We start from the raw sequence: 26,292 nt of genomic DNA, 5'->3' as shown, positions 1-26,292 counted from the left end.
TCACTTGCAGGCCGTCTCGACGTGTGGTCCAAAGTGTCATGAGAGCACGCTTCTGCCGGATAAAAATGCGGAGAGCGGTGGTACTCGGTCGGTAATAACGACAGAAACCTCTGCGCACAGTTGATCCTCACCACGATGTTCTGATCTTCGGCGGGTGGCGAGCGCCACCCGCCTCCTCCTAACGCCAACTGACAGAAGGGCGTGCCCATGCGCATCAGTTCTATGACTATAAAAAGCAAAATCACATTGCTCGCCAGCCTCTGTTTGATAGCCGTCGTAGCTTTATTGGTCAGCCTGTCCCTCTACCGTAGTGATCTCAGCACGGCAGATGTCATGGCGTCGAGCAGCCAGATGCTGGCCGAGGCCGCAGAGCAAAAATTGCAGGCCGAGGGCAAGTTTCAGGCGTTGCAGATCCAGAAGTCGTTCATGCGCACCTATGAGTATGGCGAGGGGGTCGCGCGTTTTCTGCTCGACCTGCGAGAGCGCGCAGCCCGAGGAGAGATAACGCACAGTGCGTTACGCACCCAGCTCTCCGCGGTCCTGCGCACGTCTCTGGAAAAAAGGCCCGAGTTGCACGGGCTGTTTGTCATTTTCGAGCCTAATGCACTGGACGGCCACGATATTGATTTTGTCGGCCAAGAGGCAATGGGCAGCAACGAACTGGGCCGTTTTGCGCAGTATTGGGTCCATCAAAAAAACGGCACGCTGCAGGCGATGCTGGGGGACGAAAAACTGCTCGCCGACATTTCGCCTGGCCCCGGTGGCAGCCCGTTCAATACGTTCTTCACCTGTTCTCGTGTCAGCCACAAGTTATGTGTGCTGGACCCTTACTTCGACGGCACTACAGACGATCGAGAGTTGGTCACCAGCATCACTTTTCCGCTGATCGAGAACGGCCACATCATCGCAGTACTCGGCTTGGATGTGAGCCTCAACAGTTTGCAGAGAAATGCGGTGGCCGATAGCCGTAAGCTGTATGGCGGGGAAGGCCAAATCAGCATCCTCAGTCCGTCGGGGCTGATCGCGGGCAACAGTCAGGACGCGAGCAAGCTGGGTAGTGCGTTGCAACAGATGCAACCTGACAAGGCTCAGGAGATTCTCCAGAGGCTGGGTCAGACCCAGTCCCACACATTCAAGGACAGTCGGCATATCACAGTGCTCGAACCGTTGGAGCCGATTGCAGGCAGCAAGGCGTGGGGGGTGTTGCTGAGTGTGCCGCAAAAAGTGCTTCTGGCCCCCGTCGATGTGTTGCGAGCGGAACTGGACGCCGCACGTTTGCGCGGTTCTGTGCTGGAACTCGGATCAGGCACCCTGGCCGCTGTCTTCGGGATACTTTTGATCTGGCTGACCGCACGTGGCGTGACCCGGCCCTTGCTCAGTCTGGCCGCCATGCTTGAAGACATCGCTGAGGGTGAGGGCGATCTGACCCGTCGACTGAGCTATTCGCGCCTTGATGAGTTAGGGCGCCTGGCCCATGCGTTTAATCGCTTTCTCGACAAGTTGCAGCCCGTCATCGCACAAGTTCAGGGCTCGGTACAGGACGCTCGCCAGACCGCCGATCAGTCAGCGCAGATCGCTCGACTGACCAGTGAAGGGATGCAGCAGCAGTTCGGCAGGATCGACCAGGTCGCGACCGCTCTGCATGAGATGTCCGCTGCGGCGAGTGCGTCCGCGAATAGTGCAGCCCAGGCCTGCGAGGCGGCGGGGTATGCCGATCAGGCCAGCAAGCAGGGCCTGGAAGTGATCTTCCAGACCACAACTGCGATCGATGCCTTGGCTGAGGATCTGAATCTGGCGATGCAGAAATTGGAGAATCTGGCAAAGAGCAGCGACCAGATCGGCTCGGTGCTCGAAGTGATTTGCGCCATCGCCGGGCAGACCAATCTGCTAGCCCTCAACGCGGCCATCGAGGCTGCGCGTGCCGGTGAAGCGGGGCGCGGTTTTGCCGTTGTCGCCGATGAGGTCCGCAACCTCGCACGCCGCACCCAGGACTCTGTCGAAGAAATCCGTCAGGTGATCGAAAACCTGCAATCGGGAACCCGTGATGTCAGTCAGGCCATGCACAGCAGTCATGACCTTGCGCAGCACAATGTGGTTCAAGCCCAACAAGCCGCAAACGCGCTGGAGCGTATCGGTGAGGCGGTCATTCTGATCACTGAAATGAACCTGCAGATCGCCAGCGCCGCTGAAGAACAAAGCAGTGTAGCGGCGGAGATCAATCGCAACGTCGAGGCGATTCGTGACGTGACCGAGTCACTGTCAGGGCAGGCACAGCAGTCGGCGCAAGTGAGTGAACAGCTCAATGAGCTGGCCGATTATCAAGGTGGGGTCATGCAGCAATTCAGGGTCTGATGGATCAACGCCCCACCAATGGCTGATGGGGCGTTGAAAACTGTCCGGTATCAAATAGGGAATGCCCGCTCGCCCAGTTGGAGCGTGACCCATTTGAGTTCGGTCATGTCATGCACGGAGTATCGACCGTTCTCCTTGCCATAACCGCTGTCCTTGAAGCCACCGAAAGGGGCATTGGGATCGTCGTCAAACGAGTTGTCGTTGATGTGAACCGACCCCGCTTCTATGCGCAGCGCGAAGTCGAACGCCTTCTGCAAGTCGTTGGTCACGATGCCCGATGAAAGACCATAGGACGTATCGTTCGCCAGCTCGACCGCGTGTTCGTAATCCCTGGCTTTGTAGATGGACACCAGAGGACCGAAGGTTTCCTCGTTGTAGACATTCATTGTCGGGGTGACATCCGTGAGCACCGAGGGCTGGAAAACATTGCCTTGGTAATCGCCGCCGGTCAAAAGCTTCGCGCCTTTGCTCAGCGCGTCGTCGATCTGGCCACGTATGAATTCGCACTGGCGAGGGTTGATGAGCGGCCCAACGATGGTCGAGACATCCGTTGGATCGCCGGTGCGGATGCCACGAACTTTCTCGGCGAACGCCGTGCAAAAACGGTCATACAAAGGTGCTTCGACGACGATGCGCGAGTTGGCCATGCAGACCTGGCCCTGGTTGAAGAAAATGCCAAAGGCTGCCGCACGCACGGCGTATTCCAGATCAGCGTCCTGAAGCACCACGATCGGGCTCTTGCCGCCCAACTCCAGCACGATGCGCTTCTGGAATTTCCCAGCAAGTTCGGACAGGTATTGCCCGACTTTCGCTGAGCCGGTGAACGTGACCATCTTGACGCGTTTATCGGAAAAGAACTTATCCCCGAGCGCTTCGTTGGTGGTAGGCAGCACGTTGAACACGCCGGGTGGTACACCTGCTTCTTCCAGAATTTCGGCGAACAGAAGCCCGATGAGTGGCGTCTGCGGAGCCGGTTTGAGCAGGAAGGCGTTACCGGCTGCCAATGCCGGGGCGAGCTTTTTCCCGTTCAACAGCAGTGGAGCGTTGAACGGGCCTACGCCTGCGATGACGCCGAGCGGCTGACGGAAAGACATCGAGATGCGGCCAGGTGCGTCTGCCGGCATCGTTTCCCCACGAACATCACGCGCCTGGCCGGCAGCGATGCGGAAGGTACTGATCATGTAATCGCATTCGAACATGGCCTTGCCGAAGACATTGCCGCCTTCTTCGATGAGGATTTTTGCGATGTCGCTACGGCGCCGTTCAATGATGTCTGCCGCACGGCACAGAATGGCTTCACGCTCTTTGGCGAGCGTTTTGCCCCAGGCTTTCTGAGCTTCGTGCGCGACGGCAATCGCAGCGTCGATGTCGGCAGCCGTTGCCAGCTTGACGCGCGCAATCGCTGACTGGTTGTAGGGGTTAAGTACGATCTGCTCGGGTTGATTGTCGCTTTCCCAAGACTTGCCATTGATGTACGGGTAGTAGGTTTTCAGGTTGCTCGTGGTCAAGTCACTCATTGCACGCTACCTATGTTTTTAAAGTGCCTGTTTTTAATGCCGGGCATAAGCCACGGTGTTCTTGTTATCAAGGTCGATGAGGCGGCGGAGCGTAACCGGTCAGGTCAGACCGGTTCGCTGTTCTTCCAGTTGTTCATCATCGTGTTGGAAGGAAGCGTTTCGTCGAGCAGCTTCTGAGCGGTAACGACGCCGGCGACAGGCAGCCCCTCAGGGTTCAACAGACCGACCTGAACCAGTATGCTGGCCTGGTCCCAGTAGATGTGTTCGTGGTAGAGCTTGTCACCACGAAATCTCACGACGCCCAGCATGGGTATCTCAACATATTTGCCGGTCGGGGCGACGTTCGGGAGCAGCCAGTCGATTTCGGTGGTGTGGGTAAAACTCATGATGAATTCATCGACAATCTGAAGGGCACCCACCGTGCGCGAGAGCGGAATGAGCTTCATGTCAGGTGGATTGCCGTGAACGAAGTGATGTTGATAGAAGCGGCTGAGCTGCTTGCTTCCGACGCCCCCGGTCATGGTCGGGATGTGATTGACATAGGGTTCAGCGACCATCGTGGCCATTGTCGCGGGGACGTCGCGGGTTTCGAACTCGTGCTTGACGTGCTCGTCCCACAGGTCTGAAAGATTGAAATGCGGACCGATCTCGCGCTTCAAGGCCGCAATGGTTCGCTCGTGAGCCATCAGTGCAGCGGGCTTGTCGAAGTGGTTGCTTCCGGCCCTGGCGAACGCATGACCGACACCGGGGTAGACGTACATCTCGGCGCTGGTGTTGCCTTTCAGGGCGGCCGAGATCTGATCACGCGCGTTCACATCACAGTAATCATCGTTTTCAGCGAAGTGCAGCACGAGACGACCTTCGATCTGGGCGACCTCATCCAGATAGTTTTCAATCCCCATGCCGTAGTAGCCCACGGAGCAGGCAGCGTTGGTCCGTGTTGCCGTCAGGTAGGCCAGCTTTCCGCCCATGCAGAACCCGACGTAGCCCAGGCCGTTACCTTTGACCTGACTCATCGTTTCGAGCCGGGCGAAGCAGGCGGCGATATCGTTGACGGCCAGGTCCACGTCCATGCGCTGGAACAGGTCGATGGCTTTCGCGAAGTCTTCCTGGGTGTAGCCTAGGTCCACGTTCCGCTCCATTCTCCAGAACAGATCAGGGACCAGAACGACGTAGCCTTCTTCTGCATAGTGGTCTGCGACGGCGCGCATGTTTGCGTTGATGCCGAAGATCTCCTGCCCCATCACCAGACCGGGGCCGCTGCCACTCGCTGGAACCGCCAGGTATGCGCGAAATGTCTGCGCGTTGTCCCGCGTTTGAACATCGATAAATTCGCCCATTGTTTATTCCTCTTGGTCGGCTGATTTGGAATCGGTATGACGCTGGAACCAGACACGCGGAGAAAGCCCCCTATCAGGGCCGAGAATCGAGAAGCCGCCGTCGACCGGGACATCGACACCCGTCATCCAGGAAGCGCCGGCCGAGCATAGAAACGCCACCACATTGCCAACTTCATCTCCACGGCCTACGCGCCCGAGCGGATGGAACTCGGCACCGACCTTGTCTGCCAGCGTGATATCGTTATCTGTCAGCAGGGCGACACTGGGTGACCATGTCCAGGCAGGCGAGACGCTGAGCACACGAATCCCCAGGTCGGCCAGGCTGACGGCGAAGTTTTTCGTCAGCTGTAACATGGCTGCTTTGGACGCTGGGTAAAGCGCTCTTCCGGCTGCCCCGAACTTCCCGCCGGTGCTGGTGATATTGATGATCGTGCTACCTGGCGGGAGCAGAGGCGCCACTTTCTGAACGAACATGGCGGCGGACACAACGTTGACATTTAGGCTCTTGTGCCACGCCTCACGCGTGGACTGGAGACCTTGATCGTCGTAGATGCAGGCGTTGTTGACCAGAATGTCTATCTTTCCGAACAGGCGGAGCGTGTTGTCGATGCAGGCATCGATGTCCTCGTCGTTTTCGACGTCACATTGGGTAAACGCAGCCAATGGACCGAGTGATTCGGCAAGTTGGCGACCCGCGACGCCGCTGCGACCGACAAGCATGACTTCCGCACCCTGGGCAATCATGACCCGGGCGATATCGAATCCCAGCCCTTGTGTGCTGCCCGTTACGATTGCGACTTTGCCTTCAAGGCTCATTTCATGACCTCTGTCAGTTCAGCGACGCGTGTGATGGTGGCGATCAGTGCCATGCTCTTTAACGAGGCCTGATGAGCGTCTGGGTCAGCGGCCGAGCAGGCGTCGCTCGGCACAATGACGTTGAAGCCGCAGTCGACGGCGTGTCGGACAGTGCTTTCCACAACAGAGTGTGTGGCGACACCTGCGATGATCAGCGTCCGAGCATTCAACGCGTGCAACAGCACTTCGGCATGGGTGCCATGGAGGGCACTGATGCGCTTGTGGGTGATCACATATTCCTTGCCATTCTCAAAAGGGGCGAGAGCATCGTAAAACTCGGCGCCCCACGCCCCTTCGATGACGGCGCCTATGCGTTTGACGTTTTCCAGAATGGGCGCGTTGGCAATCAGGTCGGAATAATTCCCCCGGTAGGCAACGCGTACATGAATGATCGGCCAGTCGTTCTTGCGGGCCGCACGAAGTAACGCGCTCGCTGCTTTGATCAGCCGGTCTCTGTCTTCGCAATCATCCAGGCCGACCTTGATGCGCCCATCATCATGAAGTACGTCATTTTGATAATGGAGCGCCATGACCACTGGCCGGTCCATCAGATGAATACCTCTAGGTTAGCGAACACGTCATTGCAGTTCACCAGGTCGACTCGCTTGAGTTTGATTTTCCAGCCGTCATCCTTATTGCCCATCAGTTTGTAGGTGTAACGTCCCGCGAGTTGGCGTTGATCCAGGCGCCATTCGGTGGCTTGGAAACTCGCACTGACGACCAGCGCCTGATCTTCATCCCGCCCTTCAATGCACACATTTCCCACCAGATGTGCCGTTTGAGTTTGCGGCTGCTGAGACCAGTTACGCGCATTCTCGACCCGACGAATACGGGTTTCCCGAAGCATGCGGTTTTCCCAAAACAGCGAAATATGGTCGAAGGGATTTTCCTGATGGTGTTTATGAGGCACCCAGTACATGCCGTCATCGGTGAACAATTTGTCCCACTCCCAGAAACGCCAGGAATCCAGCAGCCGAGCTTCCTTGTAAATGAATTGTTCGATAGACCGCACGGAGGCTTCATCAACGATGATCGACGTCAGTTGGGTGGTGTTCACATTGAATGTGCGATCAAGCAACATGGTTGTTCTCCTTATAGTTGCTCTCCTTGGCGATGAGGGTTCCGGTCATGAACTTTTTCCACGCGGCAAACTGATTGCGCATCGGAAGTTCGCTGGTTCCGTTGATGGAGACTGCGCCGTCTTCAAGGAGGGTGTCGGTGCCGGCGTAGCGATGCATGCTGATCCAGTCTCCGCCGCGAGTCATGTTCCCTTCCTGGCAACGGGCATACACTTCCACATCGTCAGGCATCACATTCGAGGACGGCGAGTTAATGACGTTGGCGTAGGTCAGTGCGCGATCAAAGACCACATCGGGTGCGCCCTTGCATCGGAACGTCTGAATTTCGACCATGGTTTTATCCACCGACAACGGCCGGATCACCCGGAACTGCATGAACACGGTGTGCGGAGAACCGCTGCCGTAGATCACGGTGTTATGCCGGTTCATGCCCATGATTTCGCGAGCACGATCAGCGCCGTACGCTTCGCTCAGGCATTCGAAATGTGCGCGTGACACTTCGTCCCGCTCTGCCGCACCCGGATCGAAGATCGCCTCCATGTAGCCGTGGCCGTTGTGATAGGCCCTCAGTTCCAGCTTTTCCCAGAAATCGTAGGGCTCGCCGTTGCCGTCCATGATTAACAGTTCGAACGGCATTTCCCCGATGGCCTCTGCTTCACCGCGAGCGGCATCCACAGACGATTCATGCGTGACTCGGGCGTGCATGGTGTCGTGGAGATTTTCGTAGAAAACCTTCCAGTTGGAACGTTGCTGGACGCGGAATATGCCGCCAGCCACTTCAAGTTCACCGACCGGTGAGCGATCACACATGTTATCTATCGAGCTGACCACACCACCGAGAAAGGTTTTCAGATCTTCCCCGTAAGAGGCCTGGCTGGCGAAAACAAACCCCCTGTAACTGTCGACACGCGCCACGCTCACCATGGAAAAGTCAGGGTGCTTGGGGTCGTAACAAGTGCCTTCGAAGCCACTCTTCAAGGGCGCGGACAAATGCTTGCCGTCGAGCTTGAATGTCCAGGCGTGATAGGGGCACCGGAAAAACTTGCCTACGTTACCGTCGCCGTCTGCGACGAGTTTTGCGCCTTTGTGAGGGCAACGGTTGTAATGCACGTTTATCTTGCCGTCGGCCGCACGAACCATGACGACATCCTGATCACCAATTCGGGTGGTGTGGTAGTCACCCGGGTTCTTGACCTGACTTTCATGACCTACGTAAATCCACGCATGGCCGTAGATGCGCTCCATCTCGAGTTTGAACAAGACAGGGTCGGTGTAAACACTCTTGTGCACGCTGTCGTCCCGGACCAGGTCCGAGATTTGTTCGTTAGTCGGAATCATCACTTTCTCTCCTGATAGTTATTAGAGTTCTAGGACCAGTTTTTGAGAACGGGCACGAGATACGCACGTACAAAATGCTCCGTCGGCGTGCTCACGTGCCGAGAGACAAATATCGCGATGGTCGGCCTCGCCTGAAATCACCTGAGTGACGCAAACGCCGCAGTCGCCTCTACGACAATCGAAGAGCGGGTCCAGGCCCGCACCGATCATTGCGTCAAGCAGGGTTTGGTCAGGTGCGACTTGAAGTGATACGCCGCTAACGGTCAGTTCGACTTCAAATCCTTGATCGCCTTCTTCCTGAAGGGCTCCCGAGAACAACTCGTAATGAAGCTGTTCTTCCGGCCATCCCGACTCGCGCGCGACTTGAAGCACCGATGTGATCATCGCGTTCGGCCCGCAGATGTATAAGTGCGCCCCCTCGGTGGGGTGAGCCAGCACGGTAGCGGCGGGAAAGCGCTTGCTGCTGTCACCCCCACTGATCCAGCAATGGCTATCGCCAAAACACTGCACTTCTTCGAGGTAGGCCATGTGCGCGGCATCGCGGCCAGCGTAGTGCAACGTGAAGTTCTGGTTCGATTGCGCCAGAGCGCGAGCCATACTCAGCATGGGCGTAATACCGATGCCGCCAGCAATCAAGAGAGAGTGCTTTGCGTCACTGACCAGTGGAAAGTGATTGCGAGGCCGTTCGACCTCAACCACTTGCCCAATGATCAAATCATGGACCCACTTTGAACCGCCTGTGCTCTGCTCATCCAGCTGCACAGCGATCTCGTAATGATCTTCGGCAGACGCGTTAACGATCGAATAGGCCCGCTTTTGTTTCTTTTCACCTGGAATATGCAATTCCAGATGAGCGCCGGGCGTGAAGGTGGGCAAGGATGATTGATCAGGTGCGGCCAGTACCAACCGGCGTATACGTGGGGTCAGACGCTCCAGATCTTTGATAATCAACGATAAGGTAGACATAGATACACTCTGTACGCTTATGACAATAACGGCGCGTCTGAACGAGGCAATTGATATCGGCTCATTGCTCTTATCGAGCGGCGTGCCTAAACACAGGGCACTCCCGCCAGGGCGCCGGTTGGCGTTTACGTATTACTTTCCGTGAACTTTTCGAGGTAGATGCGTGCTGATGTCTGGCCGCTCTTTTGATGCCACTGTTTAATCGATTCAACCATTGGCGGTGGACCGCAAATGTACATATCGAATGGCATGTCGGTGGCTTCATAGAGTGCGAGGTGATCGGTAATAAACCCGCACTTTCCCTGCCAGTCGCCGTCTGATTCACTGAGGACAGGCGTGAATTCAAACTTCTCGACGGTGCGTGTATAGGCCGCCAGACGTGGCAGTTCGCACAGGTCCTGTTCTGTTCGCACGCCGTAATAGAGGTGGACCGGAAACCCGGCCCCTCCCTTTTCCGCCAGTTGATCAAGCATGCCCAGGAAGGCTGAGAGGCCCGTACCTCCAGCCATCATCACGATTGGGCGGTCGATGTGCCTGAGATAAAACGCTCCCAAAGGTGCTTCCATGGCGATTGTGTCGCCGGGCTTGCAGTGCTCACGCAGGTAGTTGCTCATCACCCCGTCCGGCAGCAGACGCACCAGAAACTCAAGTGTTTGCGTGCCGGGTGCGCAGGCGAAAGAATAGGAACGGCGATGTTCCGTGCCAGGTATCTGCAACCTTGCATATTGACCGGGCAGGTAGTTCAGAGAAGTGTCGCCTTCAACCGTGGTCCGCAGAATGGCAGTGCCGGCCGAAACGTGAACCACTTCTTTGACCGTCGTGATGATCTCCGTGGTTCCTTCGCTGTTGCACAGGCTCGAATCAAAATCGAAATAGAAAGACGCGTCTGACTGGACACGGGTCTGGCACGACAGAATCCTGCGTTCTGCCAAGTCTTGCTCAGACAACGCCTCCTCATCAACGTAGTCTTGCGTGTAACTGCCAGACTCGCAGCGTCCCTGACAGGTCGCGCAAACGCCCTCGCGGCAATCAAGGGGGATCTTGATTCCGCTTTTCAATGCAGCGTCCAATAAAATTTCGTTAGGCAGAACGGGGCAAAAAAGCGTTTTGCCATCGGCGAAGTTCAACGCGACCTTGTACATGATTAACCTTTCGTTCAATGAATCAGAGGTGATAGAAATCCAGGACCGAATTGATCGTGTCGTTGAGCAATACGGTATGTTTTCTGGAGATCAACCAACTGTCACCGTTCGGTTGTAACGTGTAAGTTGCTCTTCCGTAGAACTGCTCGGAGGTGGCATGGCGATAATAGAGCGTATGCCAGTTCGTCAGCACTTCCAGTACGCCGCCACCCAACGCTTTGATGCGAACATTACTGATCATATGTAACGTGCGCGGCATCGGCGTGGCTGAAGCCGCTTTGCCCGTGCGCAGTCGGAAGACTCGGTCTTCAAGGCCACCGCGGTTGGGGTAATAAATCAGCGACATTTCTCTTTTGGGGTCTTGGGTAAATACGTGTTCCGAATCCCACTGCGGCAAATGAAATTCGCTTTCTTCGCTGAACAGCGTCAGATAGGCATCCCACTCCTGGGCATCGCAAAGTTCTGATTTTTTGTACAGGAATTGTTCGACCCGGTACTGAAGTTCTGCACTCATCTGCTTAGACCTCTTTGAGTTTGAGCGATTCGGCTTCGGCGGCCTTGCGTGCAAGGCCATTGAGCAGAAACTTCTGCCAGTTGCCATGTTGATTCACATACAGGCCTTCGTGGGTGAACTCTGCCCCGATCATCGCTGGTGAAATACCAATGGTTTCGGTATTGCGGGTCGGACCTGTGACCCACTTGTCACGTCCGCGCGAGATATCGCTCCAGCGTTCCAGGCGGGCCTGAAAGCCGCGCTGGGCTTCACGAAACTCCACCAGGTCATCAGGAGTTCCCATTCCTGAAACGTTGAAGAAGTCTTCGAATTGTCGAATCCTGTTTTCCCGATCCGCATCGGACTCGCCCTTGACGCCCAGACAGAAGCTGTTGACTTCAGTCTTGTCCCAGGCGATAGGTCGAATAATCCTGAGTTGAGAACTGATCTGGTCAAGAAAGAACATGCTGGGGTAAACGTTCAAGTTCCTGAGGCGGTGCATCATCCACTCGGCCTTGTCTTGGCCGTACTCTTCGACGAGGCGTGGCATGATCGTCGCGTAACCTGGGCGAACTTCCGGGTTGGGCATGTCACTGAACAGTACACTGTGGCCATTGTTGAATGCGAACCAGCCATCGTCCGTTTCTTTATCGCCGGCGCCCAGTTTGCTGTAATCCAACGTTTCGCTCGACGCAAGTCCCTTCGATGCATTGACTTGCTGGCGATGTTGAACGGTTGAAACATAGTTGTAATGCACGGTACTGACGTGATAACCGTCAAGGCCGTTTTCATTCTGCAACTTCCAGTTGCCGTCGTAGGTGTAGGCAGATTTACCTGGCAGAACTTCTAGCTCTCCCGTTGGCGATTGAGCGACCATCATGTCGAAAAAGACTTTCGCATCACCCAGATAGTCTTCCAAAGTGTCGGTGCCGTTCACGTCGAGACTCACGAAAATGAAGCCCTTGTAGCTTTCAATTCGTGCTTTTTTCAAACCGCGAGTGGCTTTGTCGAAGTCATCCCCATATTCATTGGGCGCTTTGACTTTAACCAGTCTGCCGTCACTCTTGTAACACCAAGCATGAAAGGGGCAGGTGAACGTTGATTGATTACCTTTGCCAACCCGCGTCAATGTGGTGCCGCGATGCTGACACGCGTTGATCAGCGCATTTAACTGCCCTTCGCCGTCTCGGGTGATGATCAACGGTTGGCGACCGGCCCGCATCGTTACGAAGTCATGTTTATTCGCAACTTCGCTTTCGTGGCACGCGTAAATCCAGTTCTTCTCAAAGATGAGCTCCATCTCGAGGTCGAACAGTTCAGGCTCGGTGAACATGTCACGCGCTACCCGATAGATACCTTCCTCGCCTCGAAAATCCAGGCAGCTCTCGACGTATTCTTTCCACTGCTCAATATCTCGCATGCGACCCATTTTTATGATCCTCATTGTGTGGCTATGCATGGGGTCTATTTAGAAGGAGAGGGTGAATCCGGGTCTATCCTGTTTGTTGCTGAGTTAAGTCCGCTTAGGAAGGACAGGGGGCTTCGTATAGTCGAGACATACGAATACGAAGCGGAGCGGCAGGATACTGAGGCAGGTATTCGGCGACGGCTTCGACACTGACCCTGCGTGGACGGTACGAGGTTAGTCAGTTGCGGTCCTTAGCCCCCTGCTGTTTGTTCGCTTTGGGCATTAACTGCTATTTACGAATGGCAGCTAATGGCTGTGGATTCAACTGGGCCGCTGCATCCGTGAACGGGTGCTCAAGCACACCGGCATCCCCGTGGGCGTCGGCATCGCCGGCACCAAGACCCTGGCCAAGCTGGCCAACCACGCGGCCAAGCGCTGGGCCGTTCACAGCGGCGGGGTGGTCGACCTGCGCGTTGCGTCGCATTGCGAGTGGGTGCTGAAGAAGTGCGACGTGTCCGAAGTCTGGGGCATCGGCAAACGCCTCACCGCGCACCTGCAGGGCATGGGCATCCGCACGGCCTGGGACCTGTCCCGCGCCGCACCGGGCTTGTTGCGCAAGGCGTTCAGCGTGGTGGTGGAAAAGACCGCACGCGAACTGGCGGGTAGCCCGTGCCTGCAACTGCACGACATCGAGCCGCCACGCCAGGAAATCTGCTGCAGCCGTATGTTCGGCAAGCGCCTGACCGAGCAGGCACCGATCAAGGAAGCGGTGGCCACCTACGTGATGCGTGCCGCGGAGAAGCTGCGTGGCCAGCGTTCACTGGCGAGCAAGATGCGTGTCAGCATCCGTACCGGCATGTTCAACCCGGACGAGGTTGCCGAGGGCTGCTTTTCAGCCCATCGCCGACAACCCAGCTCAGGTCCAGCCCGGATTTATCGGCCCTGCAGAACCTCGCGGAATACGTCTGGACGAGACGCTGCGATATGCAGGAGAGATCGGGCGGCGCCAGATGGGATGCGACGGCCTTGTTCCCACTCTTGAAGTGTTCGCACCGAGACGCCCAGCAACTGCGCAAACTTGAGCTGTGACAGCCCGGTTCTGTTCCGGGCTTCGGCTGCTTCGGTCACTTCCACCTGGCGTACAGCGCCGTAGCGGCCAGCCTTCACATCCCGGATGGATTCCAGTAGTTCTTCGCCGATGTTGCGAGTGGCATCGCGCAACATCAGCTCTTTTTCAGTCAGGGGCATAGGTAAGCTCCTTTGCAATCTGCATCCCCACGTCTTTGACGTAGGGATTTTGCTTGGCTTGGTCGAGATGAAGAAGCGTGAGGTTGTATCAGTTGGTTGTTGATGAAGCAGCCCCAAGCATTATCAAATACTCAACCGCACCGCCAAAGCCGCCAACGTCACCAGCAACACCGGCACCGTCAGCAGCACCCCAACCTTGAAGTAGTACCCCCAGCCGATGCTGACCCCTTTACGCGCCAGCACATGCAGCCACAACAGCGTTGCCAGGCTACCGATCGGGGTGATCTTGGGCCCCAGGTCACAGCCAATGACGTTGGCATAGATCATCGCTTCGCGCACTACACCCTGCGCCTCGCTGGCATGAATCGACAGCGCACCGATCAGCACGCTGGGCAGGTTGTTCATCACCGACGACAACAGCGCGGCAATCAGGCCGGTACCCAACGAAGCCGCCCACACGCCATGCCCGGCCAGCCAGTTCAGCACACTGCCGAGCGAGTCGGTCAAGCCGGCATTGCGCAACCCGTAGACCACCAGATACATCCCCAGTGAAAACACCACAATCTGCCACGGCGCTTCACGCAGCACGCGGCGTGTGGAAATCACATGACCACGGGCGGCGACGGCGAACAGAACGGCCGCGCAGGCCGCAGCCACGGCACTGACCGGGATGCCCAAAGGCTCGAGCACGAACAGGCTGGCCAGTAACGCCAGCAGCACAACCCAACCGACACGGAAGGTAGCGCGGTCGCGGATCGCCAGGGCCGGCATCTTGAGCTCGTCAGTGGCGTAGCGCAGCGGGATGTCGCGGCCGAAGTACAGCCGCAAGACCAACAGCGTGGCCGCTACCGCCACCAGGTTCACCGGCACCATGACCGAGGCATAGGCATTGAAACCCAGGTCGAAGTAGTCCGCCGAGACAATGTTCACCAGGTTCGACACCACCAGTGGCAGGCTGGCGGTGTCGGCGATGAAGCCCGCGCCCATGACGAAGGCCAGGGTCGCGGCAGGCGAGAAGCGCAGCGCCAGCAGCATCGACATGACGATCGGAGTGAGGATCAATGCCGCACCGTCATTGGCGAACAGCGCCGACACGGCTGCCCCCAGTAACACCATGAAGGCGAACAGGCGGCGCCCGTCACCCCGCGCCCAGCGCGCCACATGCAGCGCCGCCCACTCGAAGAAGCCGGCCTCGTCCAGCAGCAGGCTGATGATGATGAGGGCTATGAACGTGGCCGTGGCGTTCCAGATGATGGCCCAGACCGTGGGGATGTCGTGCAGCGATACCACCCCGCACAGCAGGGCGAGCACAGCACCGAAAGTGGCGCTCCAGCCAACGCCCAGGCCTTTGGGCTGCCAGATGACCAGGGTGAGGGTAAACAGGAAAATCAATGCGGCTGGGAGCATGAACACAGGGTCTCGAAGTGGCAAACAAGCCGCGACAGAGTAGGGCACGCGCGGGCGTTTCAGCAAAGTTCCGTTACAAACATGTAAGTTTCGTAAATAAGATTTAAACTCATTTGAGAATCACTATATTTACCAACCCTATTGGCCCCACTTTGTGTTTGTGAGGCCGGTGGGCGAGGGCTCTCCGGCTTCCTGGCAGGGATGTGCCTTTTTGCTCATGAATCGCAGGAGATGTACCGATGCAATCCAGAACTTCACCCAACAGCCTGGCCCTGGCGTTCGTCGCGCTGGCGTCGCCGGCCATGGTCGCGACCGCCGCTCAGGCCGAAGAGCCACGCGCGGGTGAAATGCTGGAAGTGGCTGCGCCTGAAAAGGCCCTGGTCATCCAGAACACCCTCGTCACCGCCGAGCGCGAAGCGCGGCAGGCCCTGGGTTCGTCGATCATCACCGAAGAAGACATCAAGCGTCATCCCCCAGCCAATGACCTGTCTGAACTGATCCGTCGCGAGCCCGGGGTCAACCTGACCGGCAACAGTGCCAGCGGCGCACGCGGCAACAACCGGCAGATCGACCTGCGCGGCATGGGGCCGGAAAACACCTTGATCCTCATCGACGGCAAGCCCTCCAGCGCACGTAACGCCGTGCGCTACGGCTGGAACGGCGACCGCGACACCCGTGGTGAAACCAACTGGGTGCCGGCCGAAGCGGTCGAGCGCATCGAGATCCTGCGTGGCCCTGCCGCCGCACGCTACGGCTCAGGTGCCATGGGGGGGGTGGTCAACATCATCACCAAGCGCCCGACCGATGAACTCAAAGGCAGCGTCAGCCTGTACACGCAGATGCCCGAAGACAGCGCCGAGGGCGCCAGCCGCCGTGCCAACTTCAACCTTGGCGGCGGCCTCACCGAAAACCTGGGGTTCCGCTTGTACGGTGGCCTGGCCAAGACCGACGCCGACGACCTGGACATCAACGCCAGCCATGCCAACAGTGCCCTGTCGGCCGGCCGCGAAGGCGTGCGCAACAAGGACATCAACGGCCTGTTGAGCTGGAAGCTCAATGACGAGCACCGCCTCGAAGCCAGCGCCGGCTACAGCCGCCAAGGCAACATTTATGCTGGCGACACCATGAACAGCAACGGTGGCAGCAATGTCGATCTGATCTCCAGCCTGTATGGCCACGAGACCAACGTGATGCAGCGCAACACCTACGACCTGACCCACCTGGGTGATTTCGCCTGGGGCACCAGCAAGACCACGCTGGCCTATGAATACGTGCGCAACTGGCGCCTTAACGAAGGCCTGGCCGGTGGCCCGGAAGGCGCGATCAACGATAGCGGCGCGGCCATGTCGCGGCTGCGCAATACCCGCCTGAGCAGCGAAGTGAACCTGCCATTCGCCATGGGCAGCACCGAACATGTGCTGACCCTGGGCGGTGAATACCTGTACGAGTCGCTCAATGATCAGGGCTCGTTCCGCCCGCAGAGCTTCGACCCGAGCGGCGGTGGCAATGACGCGATCAGTGGCTTTGACCGCAGCAACTCGAAGATGACCGCCAAGAGCTACGCGCTGTTCGTCGAAGACAACATCATTGTCGGTGACACCACTGTCACCCCGGGCCTGCGCTTTGACCACCACGAGACGTTCGGTGACAACTTCAGCCCTAGCTTGAACCTGTCGCACAAGCTGACCGATGCGTTGTCGGTCAAGGGCGGTATCGCTCGGGCCTACAAGGTGCCGAACCTGTACCAGTCCAACCCCAATTACCTGCTCTACAGCCGTGGTAACGGGTGCAGCGTGCAGCAGGGCAACTCCGGTGGTTGCTACCTGCAGGGTAACGCCGACCTCAAGCCTGAAATCAGCGTCAACAAAGAGATCGGGCTGCTGTACGACCGTGGCACCTGGCGTACCAGCGCCACCTACTTCCGCAACGATTACAAGAACAAGATCATCGGCGACACCGATGTGCTCTACACCATCAACAGCGGCCGCCGCGTGACCCAGTGGGAGAACGCTGGCGAAGCACGTGTGGAAGGTATCGAGGGCAACTTCTTCATCGAGCTGACCCCAACCCTGGACTGGAACACCAACCTGACCTGGATGCTCGACAACGACAGCCGCGAGACAGGCGAGCCGCTGTCGGTGATCCCGGAGTACACGGTCAATACCACCCTCGATTGGCGCGCCACCGACAAGCTGTCGTTCCAGGTGGCAGGCACTTATTTCGGCAAGCAGAAGTCGCCGACCTACAACTACCGCACCCAGCAAAACTACGACCAGGATGCGCAGCAGGACGTGGAAGCCTACGGCCTGGTGGACGTGAGCACGGGCTACAAGTTCAACGCCAACTATGACGTGCGGGTGGGTGTGAACAACGTGTTCGACAAGCAGATCCTGCGCGGTGGCAATGCCAGCAGCTCGGGGGCCAACACCTACAACCAGCCGGGTCGTGCGGTGTTTGCTTCCTTGAACATTTCCTTCTGAGTATTGGGGCTGCACAGCAGCCCCAACCATGATCCTTGAGGGATACCCGATGATCCAAGCCCCCGCCTGGCTGCAGATCCTCTCCCGCAGCACGGCCGCACTGCTCGGCGGCTACGCGTTCAGCTACGCCGCCAGTGCCTGCCTGGCGCGGCTGTTGCCGCTGTCGCCCGCCGACGCGGTGATCGTCGCGACCCTGCCAGCCTTCATCTTCTACACCGGCGCAATCCTCTGGGCCTTTGCCAGCCGAGACGCCGTGCGCGCCTGGGCGCCGCTGGCCCTCGCCGCACCGCTGGCATTGATCGGTTTCTGGCCGCAGGCACTGGGGTGGCTGGCATGAAGAACACCTTCACCCAATCGATGTCCTGGCTGCACACCTGGGGCGGGCTGATTTTCGGCTGGCTGCTGTTCGCGATCTTCGTCACCGGTACCCTGGCAGTGTTCGACAAGGAACTCGATCACTGGATGCAGCCGGAGATCCCGGCAACAGAGGTGTCTCAGGCCGATGCCGCGCGCCGGGCCGTTGCCTACCTGCAGGCCCACGAACCGCAGGCCGGCAACTGGGGCATCAGCCTGCCCACCGAGCGCTCGCCAGGCTTGCGCGTGTCCACCGGCGAGCGTCGCCATGGCGGTGGCGTGCAGCTCGACCCACGCACCGGCGAGGCCATCGAGGTGCGTGACAGCGTCGGCGGCAACTTCTTTTTCCGCTTCCATTTCACCCTCGACCTGCCGCGCAACTGGGGCATCTTCGTGGTCGGTGCGCTGGCGCTGGTGATGCTGGCTGCACTGGTCACCGGCATCGTGATTCACAAGAAGATCTTCAAGGAGTTCTTTACCTTCAGGCCCAACAAGGGCCAGCGCTCGTGGCTGGACTTTCACAATGCCAGCGCCGTGCTGTTGCTGCCGTTCCACCTGATGATCACTTACACCGGGCTGGTGATTTTCATGCTCATCTACATCCCGGCAGGGGTCGATGCGTTGTTCGAGGGCGACACCCGCGCTTACTTCCAGGCGCAAGGCAATGCCCGCCTGGAGCAGCCACGGCACCAGGCCAGGCAACCGGGCGAGCTGGTGGATGTGGCACCGCTGCTGGCCCAGGCCGAGGCCCGGCTGGGGCCGCTTGGCGGCCTCAACATCCGCAACCCCAACACGGCCGGTGCGCGCATCGAGATCCGCCCCGAGCTGGGTAACCGTATCGCCCTCGCCAAGGGCCAGGCGATGGTCTTCGACGGCGTCAGCGGTGAGCTGCTCAGCGATGTACCGCAATGGCGTGCGGCCCCTCTGACCCAGCGGGTAATGGTCGGCCTGCACTTTGCCCAGTTCGGCGGTTACCCGATGCGCTGGTTGTACTTCATCTGCGGGCTGGTCAGCTGCGTGATGATTGCCAGCGGGCTGGTGCTGTTTTGCGTCAAGCGCGGGCGCAAGTATGCCAGCGCCACGACCCAGGTTTCGGCGCGGCGGTGGTTCCGGGTGGCCGAAGTGTGCAACGTCGGCTTCATCAGCGGATTGCTGCTGGCCTGCGTAGGCCTGCTGTGGGCCAGCCGCGTGCTGCCGGTTGAACTGGTGCAACGAGAAAGCTGGGAAGTGCGCGCGTTCTTCGGGGTGTGGTTGTTGGCGTTGTTGCACGCTGGCGTCAGGCCGGCGAAGCGGGCCTGGGTCGAGCAACTGGTAATGGCGGCGATGCTGTGCATTGGCTTGGGAGCGCTTGGCAGCGTGGGGGATGCGATGCGCCTGGGGGTTGTGGTCAGCGCCCTGGTACTGGGCATGCTGTTGGGGCTGGTGGCGTGGCGAGTGCACCAAGCGGTGCCGGCGCCCGTCAAGGTCAAGGCGGGGCGTAACCTGGAGGCGGGCGCATGATGATGTGGATGACAGGTGGCGTAGTGTTCGCCTACCTCGGCATGCTCGGCCTGTGCCAGGGGCTGGAAAGGCATTACAAGCAGGTATGGCAGCGGGCCTGTCCACGTGCATTGCGCGTGGGGTTGCGTGGCATGGGGTGGCTCGCGTTGCTGGCCAGCCTGCTGCTGTGCGCGCAAGCCTGGGGTTGGGCCATGGGGCCGGTGGCCTGGTTGGGCGTGATGTCGTTGTCGGGGATGCTATTGGTGATGCTGCTGCCTTACTGGCCGCGGCTGGCGGTCGGATTGGCGACGGCGGTGCCTGTTTGGGGGGTGGTGTACGTCTTTGTGTGATTCGCGGTGCTGATGCGTTGTCAGGCCCAAAAGCCGAACAGCACCAATGCAGCCATGCCAAGGCCCACTGCAATCGAACACCCACCTAACGACAGCGCCGCGCGACCTTGCCGGTACCAACCGTCCTGACCCAGCTGCCGTGCTGGCGCCAGCAGGCTACGCCAAAGCAGTTCGGTGTCGTGAAACGCCAGCAAGTTGGCTTGGTCCGCATCCAGCCAGCGGCGAAAGTCGATGCGCTCGCAGGCGGTCACCTGGGGGCTCTGCAGGCGTACGTACCATTGCCCGGCAATACTCGCCAGCACATCCCGGCGCGAGCGGCCTGCTTGCAGCGCCTGGTTCATATGGCGCTCAATGCTCGCCAATGGCAGGTCGAGCCGGGCAGCGATACCGGCAAAATCCAGTTGGTCGAGGCGATTGAGCAGAAACACTTGCTGGACGCGCCGGGGCAGCCGTTTCAGGTCATGTAACAGGGCGGTGTCAGCATCGTGCTCGGTGGTTGGCGATGGGTGCTCAAGGGGCAGCAGCAGACGTGTCATGGACAGCTCCTTGCTCAAAAGGGGAGGTGTGGGGGCATCTTCCTTGATGCGTCATCAGCGTAGGCGAAACGAGATTGATTCTCAAGTGCTGATTCCGCAAAGTTTTGTAATGAGCGTTCACGGTCTGACACACTTTTGCTATCATGCCGGCCATTCACGATCTTCATTAGCCTGAAGAGCCAAAAAAAAGACCCGGCAAAAAGCCGGGTCAAAAACCGTGATTAGCCTGATGAGGAGATAATCTGAGAGCGACCTAAGCTCCAGGTTATCCAGCAGATCTCGCGATCAGCTGAGTGCAATAATAATCGTTATCATTTGCCAGTCAAATGAATTTTCGCTAATTCGGTAAAAAAGTTCTACCGATGCGCTTCCTTGTCCCGGCAATCGGGGCCTTTGCCGTTACCCGGCCGTCACGTCTCTCCCTTCGTTTTTACCTACACCCCGTCTACACGGGGCGCTTGTGCTCCAGCAGGGCGCGCGCCATGTCCATCATGTGCATCAATGCGAAGGTCAGCTCGCGCTGGGTGCCTTGCTGATGGACGGCGGTTTCCTGTGCGGTGGCGGCGGCGCAGCGGAGCAGGGCGATGGCGTGTTCCTGGGCTTGCTCACCGCTTACGCCTTCGTGGAGGGTCCAGATCTTGTTCTCGATGCTGGGGCGCGGGGGGTTGGGGTTGAGGTAGTAGTCGAGGGCGCGGCGGGCCGCTTCGCTGTCGAGATCTGTTTCGTCATTTGTCGGTGGTTTCATCCTGATACCTGCGAATGCCAATAGGGAAAAGGTTCAGGCCGATACTAATACCTAAAGTATTTTCACGCTTTCTGATAAATAATACAGAATGTTTATTGAGCGCCTGAAGGCAGTCCGTATCGTGCCAGCGATGAATATGGATAAATGGATTGCCCTCGTCCGTGACCGGATGGAGGAGCTTGGGCTCACTCAAGAACAACTTGCCGAACGCGTTGGCGTGTCTCAGGGCAGCGTAGGGCATTGGGTGAACAAGCGGCGTCAGCCGAAGATCGAGTCGATGAACCGCACGTTCGTCGAGCTTGGCATGCCCCACTACAACGTCAGCTTGCAATTGCGCATTCTGGGTCAGGTCGGTGAGGAGCGCGGCAGCTATGAAGTGGATGACACCGATGATGACCTGGACCTCATGCAATACATCGTGTGTTTCCGCTACCCGGTGCTGGGTTGGGGGGAGCTAGAAGCAGCAGAGACTGGCGTATTTGAGCAGACGGACTACATGGCCAAGGGCAAGGCGTTCTGGCTGACTGTTGAAAACGATGCGATGAGTGCAGTCAGTGGCCGCAGTGTGCCGCAGGGTATGCGGATGCTGGTCGACCCAGGCGTGGAGGTTGAGCCGGGGCGTTTGGTTATCGCTCGTCAGCCGGGCAAACCGGCGATTTTCCGTGAGTTGGCTGAGGAAGGTGGGCAGCGGTATCTGAAGGCCTTGAACAGCAACTACCCTGCATTGCTGTGTGAAGACGGCTGCGAATTTCTGGGGGTGGTTGTGCGGGTGCATGGGTCCTTCTAGATTGTTGGGGCCGCAGTGCGGCCCCAGTTACCTCACTCTACCAGCTCGACCAGCACCGTCCCTTCGCTGACCATATCCCCTTCCTGGCAGAACAACACCTTCACCGTCCCGGCATGTGGCGCGCGAATGCTGTGCTCCATCTTCATGGCCTCCAGCACCACCAGCGCCGTACCCGCCTCAACCACCTGGCCCGGCTCGACCAGCACCCGCACGATACTGCCGTTCATGGGCGCGCCCAGGCCACCTTGGTGGCTGTGGCTGGCCTCGGCTTCGGCAATTGGGTCGAAGGCTTGGATGGCGTGCATTTCGCCATCCCAGCGCAGGTACAGCGTGCCGCCGCGGCGTAGCGCCAGGTGCTGACGGCGCACGCCAGCCTGATCGTGCACCAGGTGCTCGCCATCAAGCTGCCAGGTGGACGGCGCGCTGCGTTCGAGGGCCACCGCCTGATCCTGCCCGGCACTGGCCAGATGCAGGCTGCTGCGCGCCGGCAGGCCCAGGCGCAGGCCGTTGCGCTCAGCCCACGGCGAGCGGTTGTCGTCGTCCCGTTGCTGGCCCGCCTGGCCCTGCAGCCAGGCTTCGGCCGCCGCCTCCCAGAAGGGCGCTGGCAGCGGTTGTGAAGCGGGCAGCAAAACGGCCTGATGACGCGGGATGAACCCGGTGTCGAGCTCGGCATCGGCAAACGCGGGGTGGGCGAGGATGCGCCGCAAGAAGCCAATGTTGGTCTTCAAACCGCCGATGGCGAATTCATCGAGCATCGCCAACAGGCGCAGGCGCGCCTGCTCGCGGTCTTCGCCCCAGGCAATCAGCTTGCCCAGCATCGGGTCGTAGAACGGCGACACCACATCCCCCTCGCTGACCCCGCTGTCGACCCGGCGCCCTTCACCCGGCGCCGACTCGCGGTACAGTGTCAGCGTGCCAGTGGCCGGCAGAAACTCGTTGGCCGGGTCTTCGGCATACAGGCGCACTTCGATGGCGTGGCCGATCAGCGGCACCTGCTCTTGCGTGATCGGCAATGCCTCGCCGCAGGCCACACGGATCTGCCAGGCCACCAGGTCGAGGCCGGTGATGGCTTCGGTGACCGGGTGTTCAACCTGTAGGCGGGTGTTCATCTCCATGAAGAAGAACTCGCCACGGGCATCGAGCAGGAATTCCACCGTGCCCGCACCCACATAACCGATGGCCTGGGCGGCGCGCACTGCGGCCTCGCCCATGGCCTGGCGCAGCGCTGGCGACAGACCGGGGGCGGGGGCCTCTTCGACCACTTTCTGGTGGCGGCGCTGGATCGAGCAGTCACGTTCGTTGAGGTACAGGCAATTGCCGTGCTGGTCGGCGAACACCTGGATTTCCACGTGACGCGGCTTGAGTACGTACTTTTCCACCAGCATGCGTGCATCGCCAAACGACGACTGCGCCTCACGCTGCGCCGAGGCCAGCGCGTCGGCCAGCTGGCTTTCGTCCTCGACCACTTTCATGCCCTTACCGCCGCCACCGGCGCTGGCCTTGAGCAGCACCGGGTAGCCGATGCGTTCGGCGGCGGCGCGGAAGGTTTCCAGGTCCTGAGCCTCACCGTGGTAGCCCGGAACCAAGGGCACGCCAGCGGCTTCCATCAGGGCCTTGGCCGCCGACTTGCTGCCCATCGCATCGATGGCGCTGGCCGGTGGGCCGAGGAAGATCAGCCCAGCTTCTTCGATGGCGCGGGCAAAGCCTGCGTTTTCCGAAAGAAAGCCATAGCCTGGGTGGATGGCCTGGGCGCCGCTGGCCTTGGCGGCGGCCAGCAGTTTGTCGACCAGCAGGTAGCTTTCGGCGGCCTTGGTGCCGCCGAGGTCGACGCGGATATCGGCTTCGCGGCTGTGCCGGGCGTCACGGTCGGTGGCGCTGTGCACGGCGACGGTGGTCAGGCCCATGGCCTTGGCGGTGCGCATCACCCGGCAGGCAATTTCACCGCGGTTGGCGACCAGCAGGGTGGTCAACGGGGTGCGGCTCATGGGCGCGGCTCCTTGTTGTCGTCGGTTTGCCAGGCAGGGCGGCGCTTTTCGAGGAAGGCGCGCAGGCCCTCCTGGCCTTCGGCGCTGACGCGGATGCGGGCGATGGTGTTTTCGCAGTAGCGGCGCAGGGCAGGGCTGAGCTCGCCGTCGTCGACCTCGCGCAGCAGGTCTTTGCTGGCGCGCAGGGCTTGCGGGCTGTTGAGCAGCAGGTTAGCCACCCAGGCTTCGACCTGGGCATCCAGGTCCTGGGCGGGGTACACCTCGGCCAGCAGGCCCAGTTCACGAGCACGCACACCGCTGAAGCGCTCGGCGGTCAGGGCATAGCGGCGCGTGGCGCGTTCGCCGATGGCCTTGACCACGAACGGGCTGATGACTGCCGGGGCCAGGCCGATGCGCACTTCCGACAGGCACAGTTGGGCGTCTTCGGCGCCGATGGCCATGTCGCAGCAACTGATCAGGCCCAAGGCGCCGCCAAAGGCTGCGCCTTGCACCACGGCCAGGGTCGGTGCCTTGAGCCGGTGCAGGGCGTACATCAGCTCGCCCAGCTCGTGGGCGTCATCGAGGTTGGTGTTGAAGTCCAGTTGCGCGGACTGTTGCATCCAGGCCAGGTCGGCGCCGGCGCTGAAATGCCGACCCCGGCCACGCAGCACGAGGAAGCGCAGGCTGCTGTCTTCGGCGATCTGGGCAAGGGCAACGATCAGCTCGCGAATCATCTGGGCGTTGAAGGCGTTGTTCTTGTCTTCGCGGCTGAGCCACAAGGTGGCGAAGCCGCGAGGGTCCTTGACCACTTCAAGGGTGCTGAAATCGCTCATGGGTCACATCCGGAAAATGCCGAAGCGGCTCTGTTCGATCGGGGCGTTCAGCGCGGCGGACAACGCCAGGCCGAGCACGTCGCGGGTTTGCGCCGGGTCTATGACGCCGTCGTCCCACAGCCGGGCGCTGGAGTAGTAGGGGTGGCCCTGGTGCTCGTACTGGTCGAGGATCGGCTGCTTGAGCTTGGCTTCGTCTTCGGCGCTGAACGGCTGGCCGCTGCGCTCGCTTTGTTCGCGCTTGACCTGGGCCAGCACGCCAGCGGCTTGCTCGGCACCCATCACGCCGATGCGCGCGTTGGGCCACATCCACAGCAAGCGCGGGTCGTAGGCGCGGCCGCACATGCCATAGTTGCCGGCACCGAAGCTGCCACCGATGATCACCGTGAACTTCGGCACTTGGGCGCAGGCCACTGCAGTCACCAGTTTAGCGCCGTGCTTGGCGATGCCGCCTTCTTCGTACTTTTTGCCGACCATAAAGCCGGTGATGTTCTGCAGGAACAGCAGCGGGATGCCGCGCTGGCAGGCCAGCTCGATGAAGTGCGCGCCTTTTTGCGCGGCCTCGGCGAACAGGATGCCGTTGTTGGCCAGGATCGCGATCGGGTAGCCGTGCAGGTGGGCGAAGCCGCACACCAGGGTGGTACCGAACAGGGCCTTGAATTCATCGAACACCGAGCCATCGACCAGGCGGGCGATGACCTCGCGCACGTCGAACGGTTGCTTGGCGTCGGCTGGCACCACGCCGTACAGCTCATCGGCGGCGTACAGCGGGGCGATGGGCGCCTGGCACTGCAGTTTGCCCAGCTTGTGCCAGTTGAGGTTGGCCACGCTGCGCCGGGCCAGGGCCAGGGCGTGTTCGTCATTGTCGGCGTAATGGTCGGCCACGCCGCTGATGCGGCAGTGCACATCGGCGCCGCCGAGGTCTTCGGCACTCACCACCTCGCCGGTCGCGGCCTTCACCAGCGGCGGGCCAGCCAGGAAGATGGTGGCTTGCTGACGGACCATGATCGCTTCGTCGGCCATGGCGGGTACATAAGCGCCACCGGCGGTGCACGAGCCCATGACCACGGCGATCTGCGGGATGCCCAGCGCGCTCATGTTGGCCTGGTTGAAGAAAATCCGCCCGAAGTGCTCGCGGTCGGGGAACACTTCGTCCTGGCGGGGCAGGTTGGCGCCGCCGGAGTCCACCAAATAGAGGCAGGGCAGGCGGTTCTGCAGGGCGATGGTTTGCGCGCGCAGGTGCTTCTTGACGGTCAGGGGGTAGTAGGAGCCGCCTTTGACCGTGGCATCGTTGGCCACGATCATGCACTCCACGCCTTCGACCCGGCCAATGCCGGCAATCACGCCCGCGGCGGGCACGTCTTCGCCATACACCTCATGGGCGGCCAGTTGGCCGATTTCGAGGAAGGGTGAGCCTGCGTCCAGCAGGCGGTCGATACGCTCACGCGGTAGCAGTTTGCCGCGCGAGGTATGCCGCTCCTGGGCCTTGGGCCCGCCGCCCTGGGCGATGTGCGCAAGCAGGCCACGCAGGGCCTGAACCTGTTCGAGCATGGCCGCGCTGTTGCCGGCGAACTCCGCCGAACGCGGGTTGATCTGGGTATGCAAGGTAGCCATGTGCGCCC

Annotated in this window: 23 protein-coding genes and 2 pseudogenes; 8 read left to right on the top strand and 17 right to left on the bottom strand. The window is 59.8% G+C overall.

From position 1 onward, the window contains the following. Positions 1-207: 207 nt before the first annotated feature. Together OGV19_RS27835 and OGV19_RS27830 are read left to right on the top strand one after the other, a co-directional pair. Positions 208-1,494: pseudogene (locus OGV19_RS27835) on the top strand (HAMP domain-containing protein); the annotation flags it as partial. 102 nt (positions 1,495-1,596) lie between these two features. Further along, positions 1,597-2,352, top strand: a complete 756-nt coding sequence (locus OGV19_RS27830; protein WP_413470136.1) for a methyl-accepting chemotaxis protein — start codon at positions 1,597-1,599, stop codon at positions 2,350-2,352. Positions 2,353-2,402: 50 nt separating this feature from the next. Here the strand turns inward: OGV19_RS27830 and OGV19_RS14590 are convergent, their stop codons facing one another. The 10 genes from OGV19_RS14590 to antA form a co-directional block, all read right to left on the bottom strand. Next, positions 2,403-3,869 carry an aldehyde dehydrogenase family protein gene (locus tag OGV19_RS14590; RefSeq protein ID WP_264309426.1) on the bottom strand — a complete coding sequence of 489 codons (1,467 nt, stop codon included), beginning with the start codon at positions 3,867-3,869 and terminating at the stop codon, positions 2,403-2,405. 104 nt (positions 3,870-3,973) lie between these two features. Then, complete coding sequence (locus OGV19_RS14585) at positions 3,974-5,209, bottom strand: dienelactone hydrolase family protein (RefSeq protein WP_264309425.1); 1,236 nt, start codon at positions 5,207-5,209, stop codon at positions 3,974-3,976. Between the two features lie 3 nt (positions 5,210-5,212). Then, positions 5,213-6,025, bottom strand: a complete 813-nt coding sequence (locus OGV19_RS14580; RefSeq protein WP_264309424.1) for an SDR family oxidoreductase — start codon at positions 6,023-6,025, stop codon at positions 5,213-5,215. After that, positions 6,022-6,612, bottom strand: coding sequence for a cysteine hydrolase family protein (locus tag OGV19_RS14575; RefSeq protein ID WP_264309423.1), 591 nt, complete (start codon positions 6,610-6,612; stop codon positions 6,022-6,024). The genes OGV19_RS14580 and OGV19_RS14575 overlap by 4 nt, the downstream gene beginning before the upstream one ends. Beyond that, positions 6,612-7,145, bottom strand: coding sequence for an aromatic-ring-hydroxylating dioxygenase subunit beta (locus OGV19_RS14570; RefSeq protein ID WP_264309422.1), 534 nt, complete (start codon positions 7,143-7,145; stop codon positions 6,612-6,614). The genes OGV19_RS14575 and OGV19_RS14570 overlap by 1 nt, the downstream gene beginning before the upstream one ends. Further along, entirely contained in the window at positions 7,135-8,481 is a 1,347-nt protein-coding gene (locus tag OGV19_RS14565; protein ID WP_264309421.1) for an aromatic ring-hydroxylating dioxygenase subunit alpha, read from the bottom strand. Before OGV19_RS14565 ends, OGV19_RS14570 begins: the two co-directional genes overlap by 11 nt. A gap of 21 nt (positions 8,482-8,502) precedes the next feature. Further along, on the bottom strand, positions 8,503-9,447 hold the full coding sequence (locus tag OGV19_RS14560; RefSeq protein WP_264309420.1) for a PDR/VanB family oxidoreductase: 945 nt from the start codon (positions 9,445-9,447) through the stop codon (positions 8,503-8,505). A gap of 125 nt (positions 9,448-9,572) precedes the next feature. After that, positions 9,573-10,592, bottom strand: a complete 1,020-nt coding sequence (gene antC, locus OGV19_RS14555; RefSeq protein ID WP_264313946.1) for an anthranilate 1,2-dioxygenase electron transfer component AntC — start codon at positions 10,590-10,592, stop codon at positions 9,573-9,575. 19 nt (positions 10,593-10,611) lie between these two features. Continuing rightward, a complete protein-coding gene (gene antB, locus OGV19_RS14550; RefSeq protein WP_264309419.1) occupies positions 10,612-11,103 on the bottom strand; it encodes an anthranilate 1,2-dioxygenase small subunit in 492 nt (163 codons plus the stop codon). A gap of 4 nt (positions 11,104-11,107) precedes the next feature. Next, positions 11,108-12,511 carry an anthranilate 1,2-dioxygenase large subunit gene (gene antA, locus OGV19_RS14545; RefSeq protein ID WP_264309418.1) on the bottom strand — a complete coding sequence of 468 codons (1,404 nt, stop codon included), beginning with the start codon at positions 12,509-12,511 and terminating at the stop codon, positions 11,108-11,110. Between the two features lie 304 nt (positions 12,512-12,815). Here antA and OGV19_RS14540 point away from each other — a divergent pair. Further along, positions 12,816-13,532: pseudogene (locus OGV19_RS14540) on the top strand (hypothetical protein); the annotation flags it as partial. Here the strand turns inward: OGV19_RS14540 and OGV19_RS14535 are convergent. Beyond that, positions 13,424-13,738, bottom strand: a complete 315-nt coding sequence (locus OGV19_RS14535; protein ID WP_264309417.1) for a type II toxin-antitoxin system RelB family anti-toxin transcriptional regulator — start codon at positions 13,736-13,738, stop codon at positions 13,424-13,426. The pseudogene OGV19_RS14540 and the gene OGV19_RS14535 sit on opposite strands and share 109 nt — an antisense overlap. Positions 13,739-13,861: 123 nt before the next feature. Further along, positions 13,862-15,145: an arsenic transporter gene (locus OGV19_RS14530; RefSeq protein WP_264309416.1), complete on the bottom strand. Its 1,284-nt coding sequence runs from the start codon at positions 15,143-15,145 to the stop codon at positions 13,862-13,864. 239 nt (positions 15,146-15,384) lie between these two features. Between OGV19_RS14530 and OGV19_RS14525 the strand changes: the two genes are divergently transcribed. From OGV19_RS14525 to OGV19_RS14510, 4 genes are read left to right on the top strand one after another with little or no spacing between them, the layout of a single operon-like run. Then, a complete protein-coding gene (locus OGV19_RS14525; RefSeq protein WP_264309415.1) occupies positions 15,385-17,625 on the top strand; it encodes a TonB-dependent siderophore receptor in 2,241 nt (746 codons plus the stop codon). A gap of 49 nt (positions 17,626-17,674) precedes the next feature. Then, on the top strand, positions 17,675-17,962 hold the full coding sequence (locus OGV19_RS14520) for an iron transporter (protein WP_264309414.1): 288 nt from the start codon (positions 17,675-17,677) through the stop codon (positions 17,960-17,962). Beyond that, complete coding sequence (locus tag OGV19_RS14515) at positions 17,959-19,479, top strand: PepSY-associated TM helix domain-containing protein (protein ID WP_264309413.1); 1,521 nt, start codon at positions 17,959-17,961, stop codon at positions 19,477-19,479. The genes OGV19_RS14520 and OGV19_RS14515 overlap by 4 nt, the downstream gene beginning before the upstream one ends. Beyond that, positions 19,476-19,808, top strand: coding sequence for a DUF3325 domain-containing protein (locus OGV19_RS14510; protein ID WP_264309412.1), 333 nt, complete (start codon positions 19,476-19,478; stop codon positions 19,806-19,808). The genes OGV19_RS14515 and OGV19_RS14510 overlap by 4 nt, the downstream gene beginning before the upstream one ends. A gap of 20 nt (positions 19,809-19,828) precedes the next feature. Here the strand turns inward: OGV19_RS14510 and OGV19_RS14505 are convergent, their stop codons facing one another. Then, a complete protein-coding gene (locus OGV19_RS14505) occupies positions 19,829-20,344 on the bottom strand; it encodes a DUF4880 domain-containing protein (protein ID WP_264309411.1) in 516 nt (171 codons plus the stop codon). A 445-nt stretch (positions 20,345-20,789) separates the two neighbouring features. Further along, entirely contained in the window at positions 20,790-21,089 is a 300-nt protein-coding gene (locus OGV19_RS14500; RefSeq protein ID WP_264309410.1) for a DUF6124 family protein, read from the bottom strand. 88 nt (positions 21,090-21,177) lie between these two features. On the opposite strand from OGV19_RS14500, the gene OGV19_RS14495 reads away from it, so the two are divergent. Continuing rightward, the gene (locus OGV19_RS14495; protein WP_264309409.1) at positions 21,178-21,876 is read left to right on the top strand and encodes a LexA family transcriptional regulator; all 699 of its coding nucleotides are present in this window, start codon (positions 21,178-21,180) and stop codon (positions 21,874-21,876) included. 32 nt (positions 21,877-21,908) lie between these two features. Here the strand turns inward: OGV19_RS14495 and OGV19_RS14490 are convergent, their stop codons facing one another. From OGV19_RS14490 to OGV19_RS14480, 3 genes are read right to left on the bottom strand one after another with little or no spacing between them, the layout of a single operon-like run. Next, positions 21,909-23,861, bottom strand: coding sequence for an acetyl/propionyl/methylcrotonyl-CoA carboxylase subunit alpha (locus OGV19_RS14490; RefSeq protein ID WP_264309408.1), 1,953 nt, complete (start codon positions 23,859-23,861; stop codon positions 21,909-21,911). After that, positions 23,858-24,673: a gamma-carboxygeranoyl-CoA hydratase gene (locus OGV19_RS14485; RefSeq protein WP_264309407.1), complete on the bottom strand. Its 816-nt coding sequence runs from the start codon at positions 24,671-24,673 to the stop codon at positions 23,858-23,860. Before OGV19_RS14485 ends, OGV19_RS14490 begins: the two co-directional genes overlap by 4 nt. A 3-nt stretch (positions 24,674-24,676) precedes the next feature. Further along, on the bottom strand, positions 24,677-26,284 hold the full coding sequence (locus tag OGV19_RS14480) for a carboxyl transferase domain-containing protein (protein WP_264309406.1): 1,608 nt from the start codon (positions 26,282-26,284) through the stop codon (positions 24,677-24,679). Positions 26,285-26,292 lie beyond the last annotated feature (8 nt).

The sequence above is a fragment of the Pseudomonas putida genome, assembly GCF_025905425.1.
Lineage (GTDB): Bacteria > Pseudomonadota > Gammaproteobacteria > Pseudomonadales > Pseudomonadaceae > Aquipseudomonas > Aquipseudomonas putida_AF.
Note: the sequence above shows the minus strand (reverse complement) of the source record. Positions and strands in the feature narration are given on the sequence as shown.

Coding starts and splice junctions, on each gene's coding strand:
- OGV19_RS14585 (WP_264309425.1), bottom strand. CDS start 5,209: ATGGGCGAATTTATCGATGTTCAAACGCGGGACAACGCGCAGACATTT.
- OGV19_RS14570 (WP_264309422.1), bottom strand. CDS start 7,145: ATGTTGCTTGATCGCACATTCAATGTGAACACCACCCAACTGACGTCG.
- OGV19_RS14485 (WP_264309407.1), bottom strand. CDS start 24,673: ATGAGCGATTTCAGCACCCTTGAAGTGGTCAAGGACCCTCGCGGCTTC.
- OGV19_RS14510 (WP_264309412.1), top strand. CDS start 19,476: ATGATGATGTGGATGACAGGTGGCGTAGTGTTCGCCTACCTCGGCATG.
- OGV19_RS14525 (WP_264309415.1), top strand. CDS start 15,385: ATGCAATCCAGAACTTCACCCAACAGCCTGGCCCTGGCGTTCGTCGCG.
- OGV19_RS14560 (WP_264309420.1), bottom strand. CDS start 9,447: ATGTCTACCTTATCGTTGATTATCAAAGATCTGGAGCGTCTGACCCCA.
- OGV19_RS27830 (WP_413470136.1), top strand. CDS start 1,597: ATGCAGCAGCAGTTCGGCAGGATCGACCAGGTCGCGACCGCTCTGCAT.
- OGV19_RS14515 (WP_264309413.1), top strand. CDS start 17,959: ATGAAGAACACCTTCACCCAATCGATGTCCTGGCTGCACACCTGGGGC.
- OGV19_RS14480 (WP_264309406.1), bottom strand. CDS start 26,284: ATGGCTACCTTGCATACCCAGATCAACCCGCGTTCGGCGGAGTTCGCC.
- OGV19_RS14535 (WP_264309417.1), bottom strand. CDS start 13,738: ATGCCCCTGACTGAAAAAGAGCTGATGTTGCGCGATGCCACTCGCAAC.
- OGV19_RS14580 (WP_264309424.1), bottom strand. CDS start 6,025: ATGAGCCTTGAAGGCAAAGTCGCAATCGTAACGGGCAGCACACAAGGG.
- OGV19_RS14500 (WP_264309410.1), bottom strand. CDS start 21,089: ATGAAACCACCGACAAATGACGAAACAGATCTCGACAGCGAAGCGGCC.
- OGV19_RS14565 (WP_264309421.1), bottom strand. CDS start 8,481: ATGATTCCGACTAACGAACAAATCTCGGACCTGGTCCGGGACGACAGC.
- OGV19_RS14520 (WP_264309414.1), top strand. CDS start 17,675: ATGATCCAAGCCCCCGCCTGGCTGCAGATCCTCTCCCGCAGCACGGCC.
- OGV19_RS14495 (WP_264309409.1), top strand. CDS start 21,178: ATGTTTATTGAGCGCCTGAAGGCAGTCCGTATCGTGCCAGCGATGAAT.
- antA (WP_264309418.1), bottom strand. CDS start 12,511: ATGGGTCGCATGCGAGATATTGAGCAGTGGAAAGAATACGTCGAGAGC.
- OGV19_RS14575 (WP_264309423.1), bottom strand. CDS start 6,612: ATGGACCGGCCAGTGGTCATGGCGCTCCATTATCAAAATGACGTACTT.
- OGV19_RS14530 (WP_264309416.1), bottom strand. CDS start 15,145: ATGCTCCCAGCCGCATTGATTTTCCTGTTTACCCTCACCCTGGTCATC.
- OGV19_RS14505 (WP_264309411.1), bottom strand. CDS start 20,344: ATGACACGTCTGCTGCTGCCCCTTGAGCACCCATCGCCAACCACCGAG.
- antB (WP_264309419.1), bottom strand. CDS start 11,103: ATGAGTGCAGAACTTCAGTACCGGGTCGAACAATTCCTGTACAAAAAA.
- OGV19_RS14590 (WP_264309426.1), bottom strand. CDS start 3,869: ATGAGTGACTTGACCACGAGCAACCTGAAAACCTACTACCCGTACATC.
- OGV19_RS14490 (WP_264309408.1), bottom strand. CDS start 23,861: ATGAGCCGCACCCCGTTGACCACCCTGCTGGTCGCCAACCGCGGTGAA.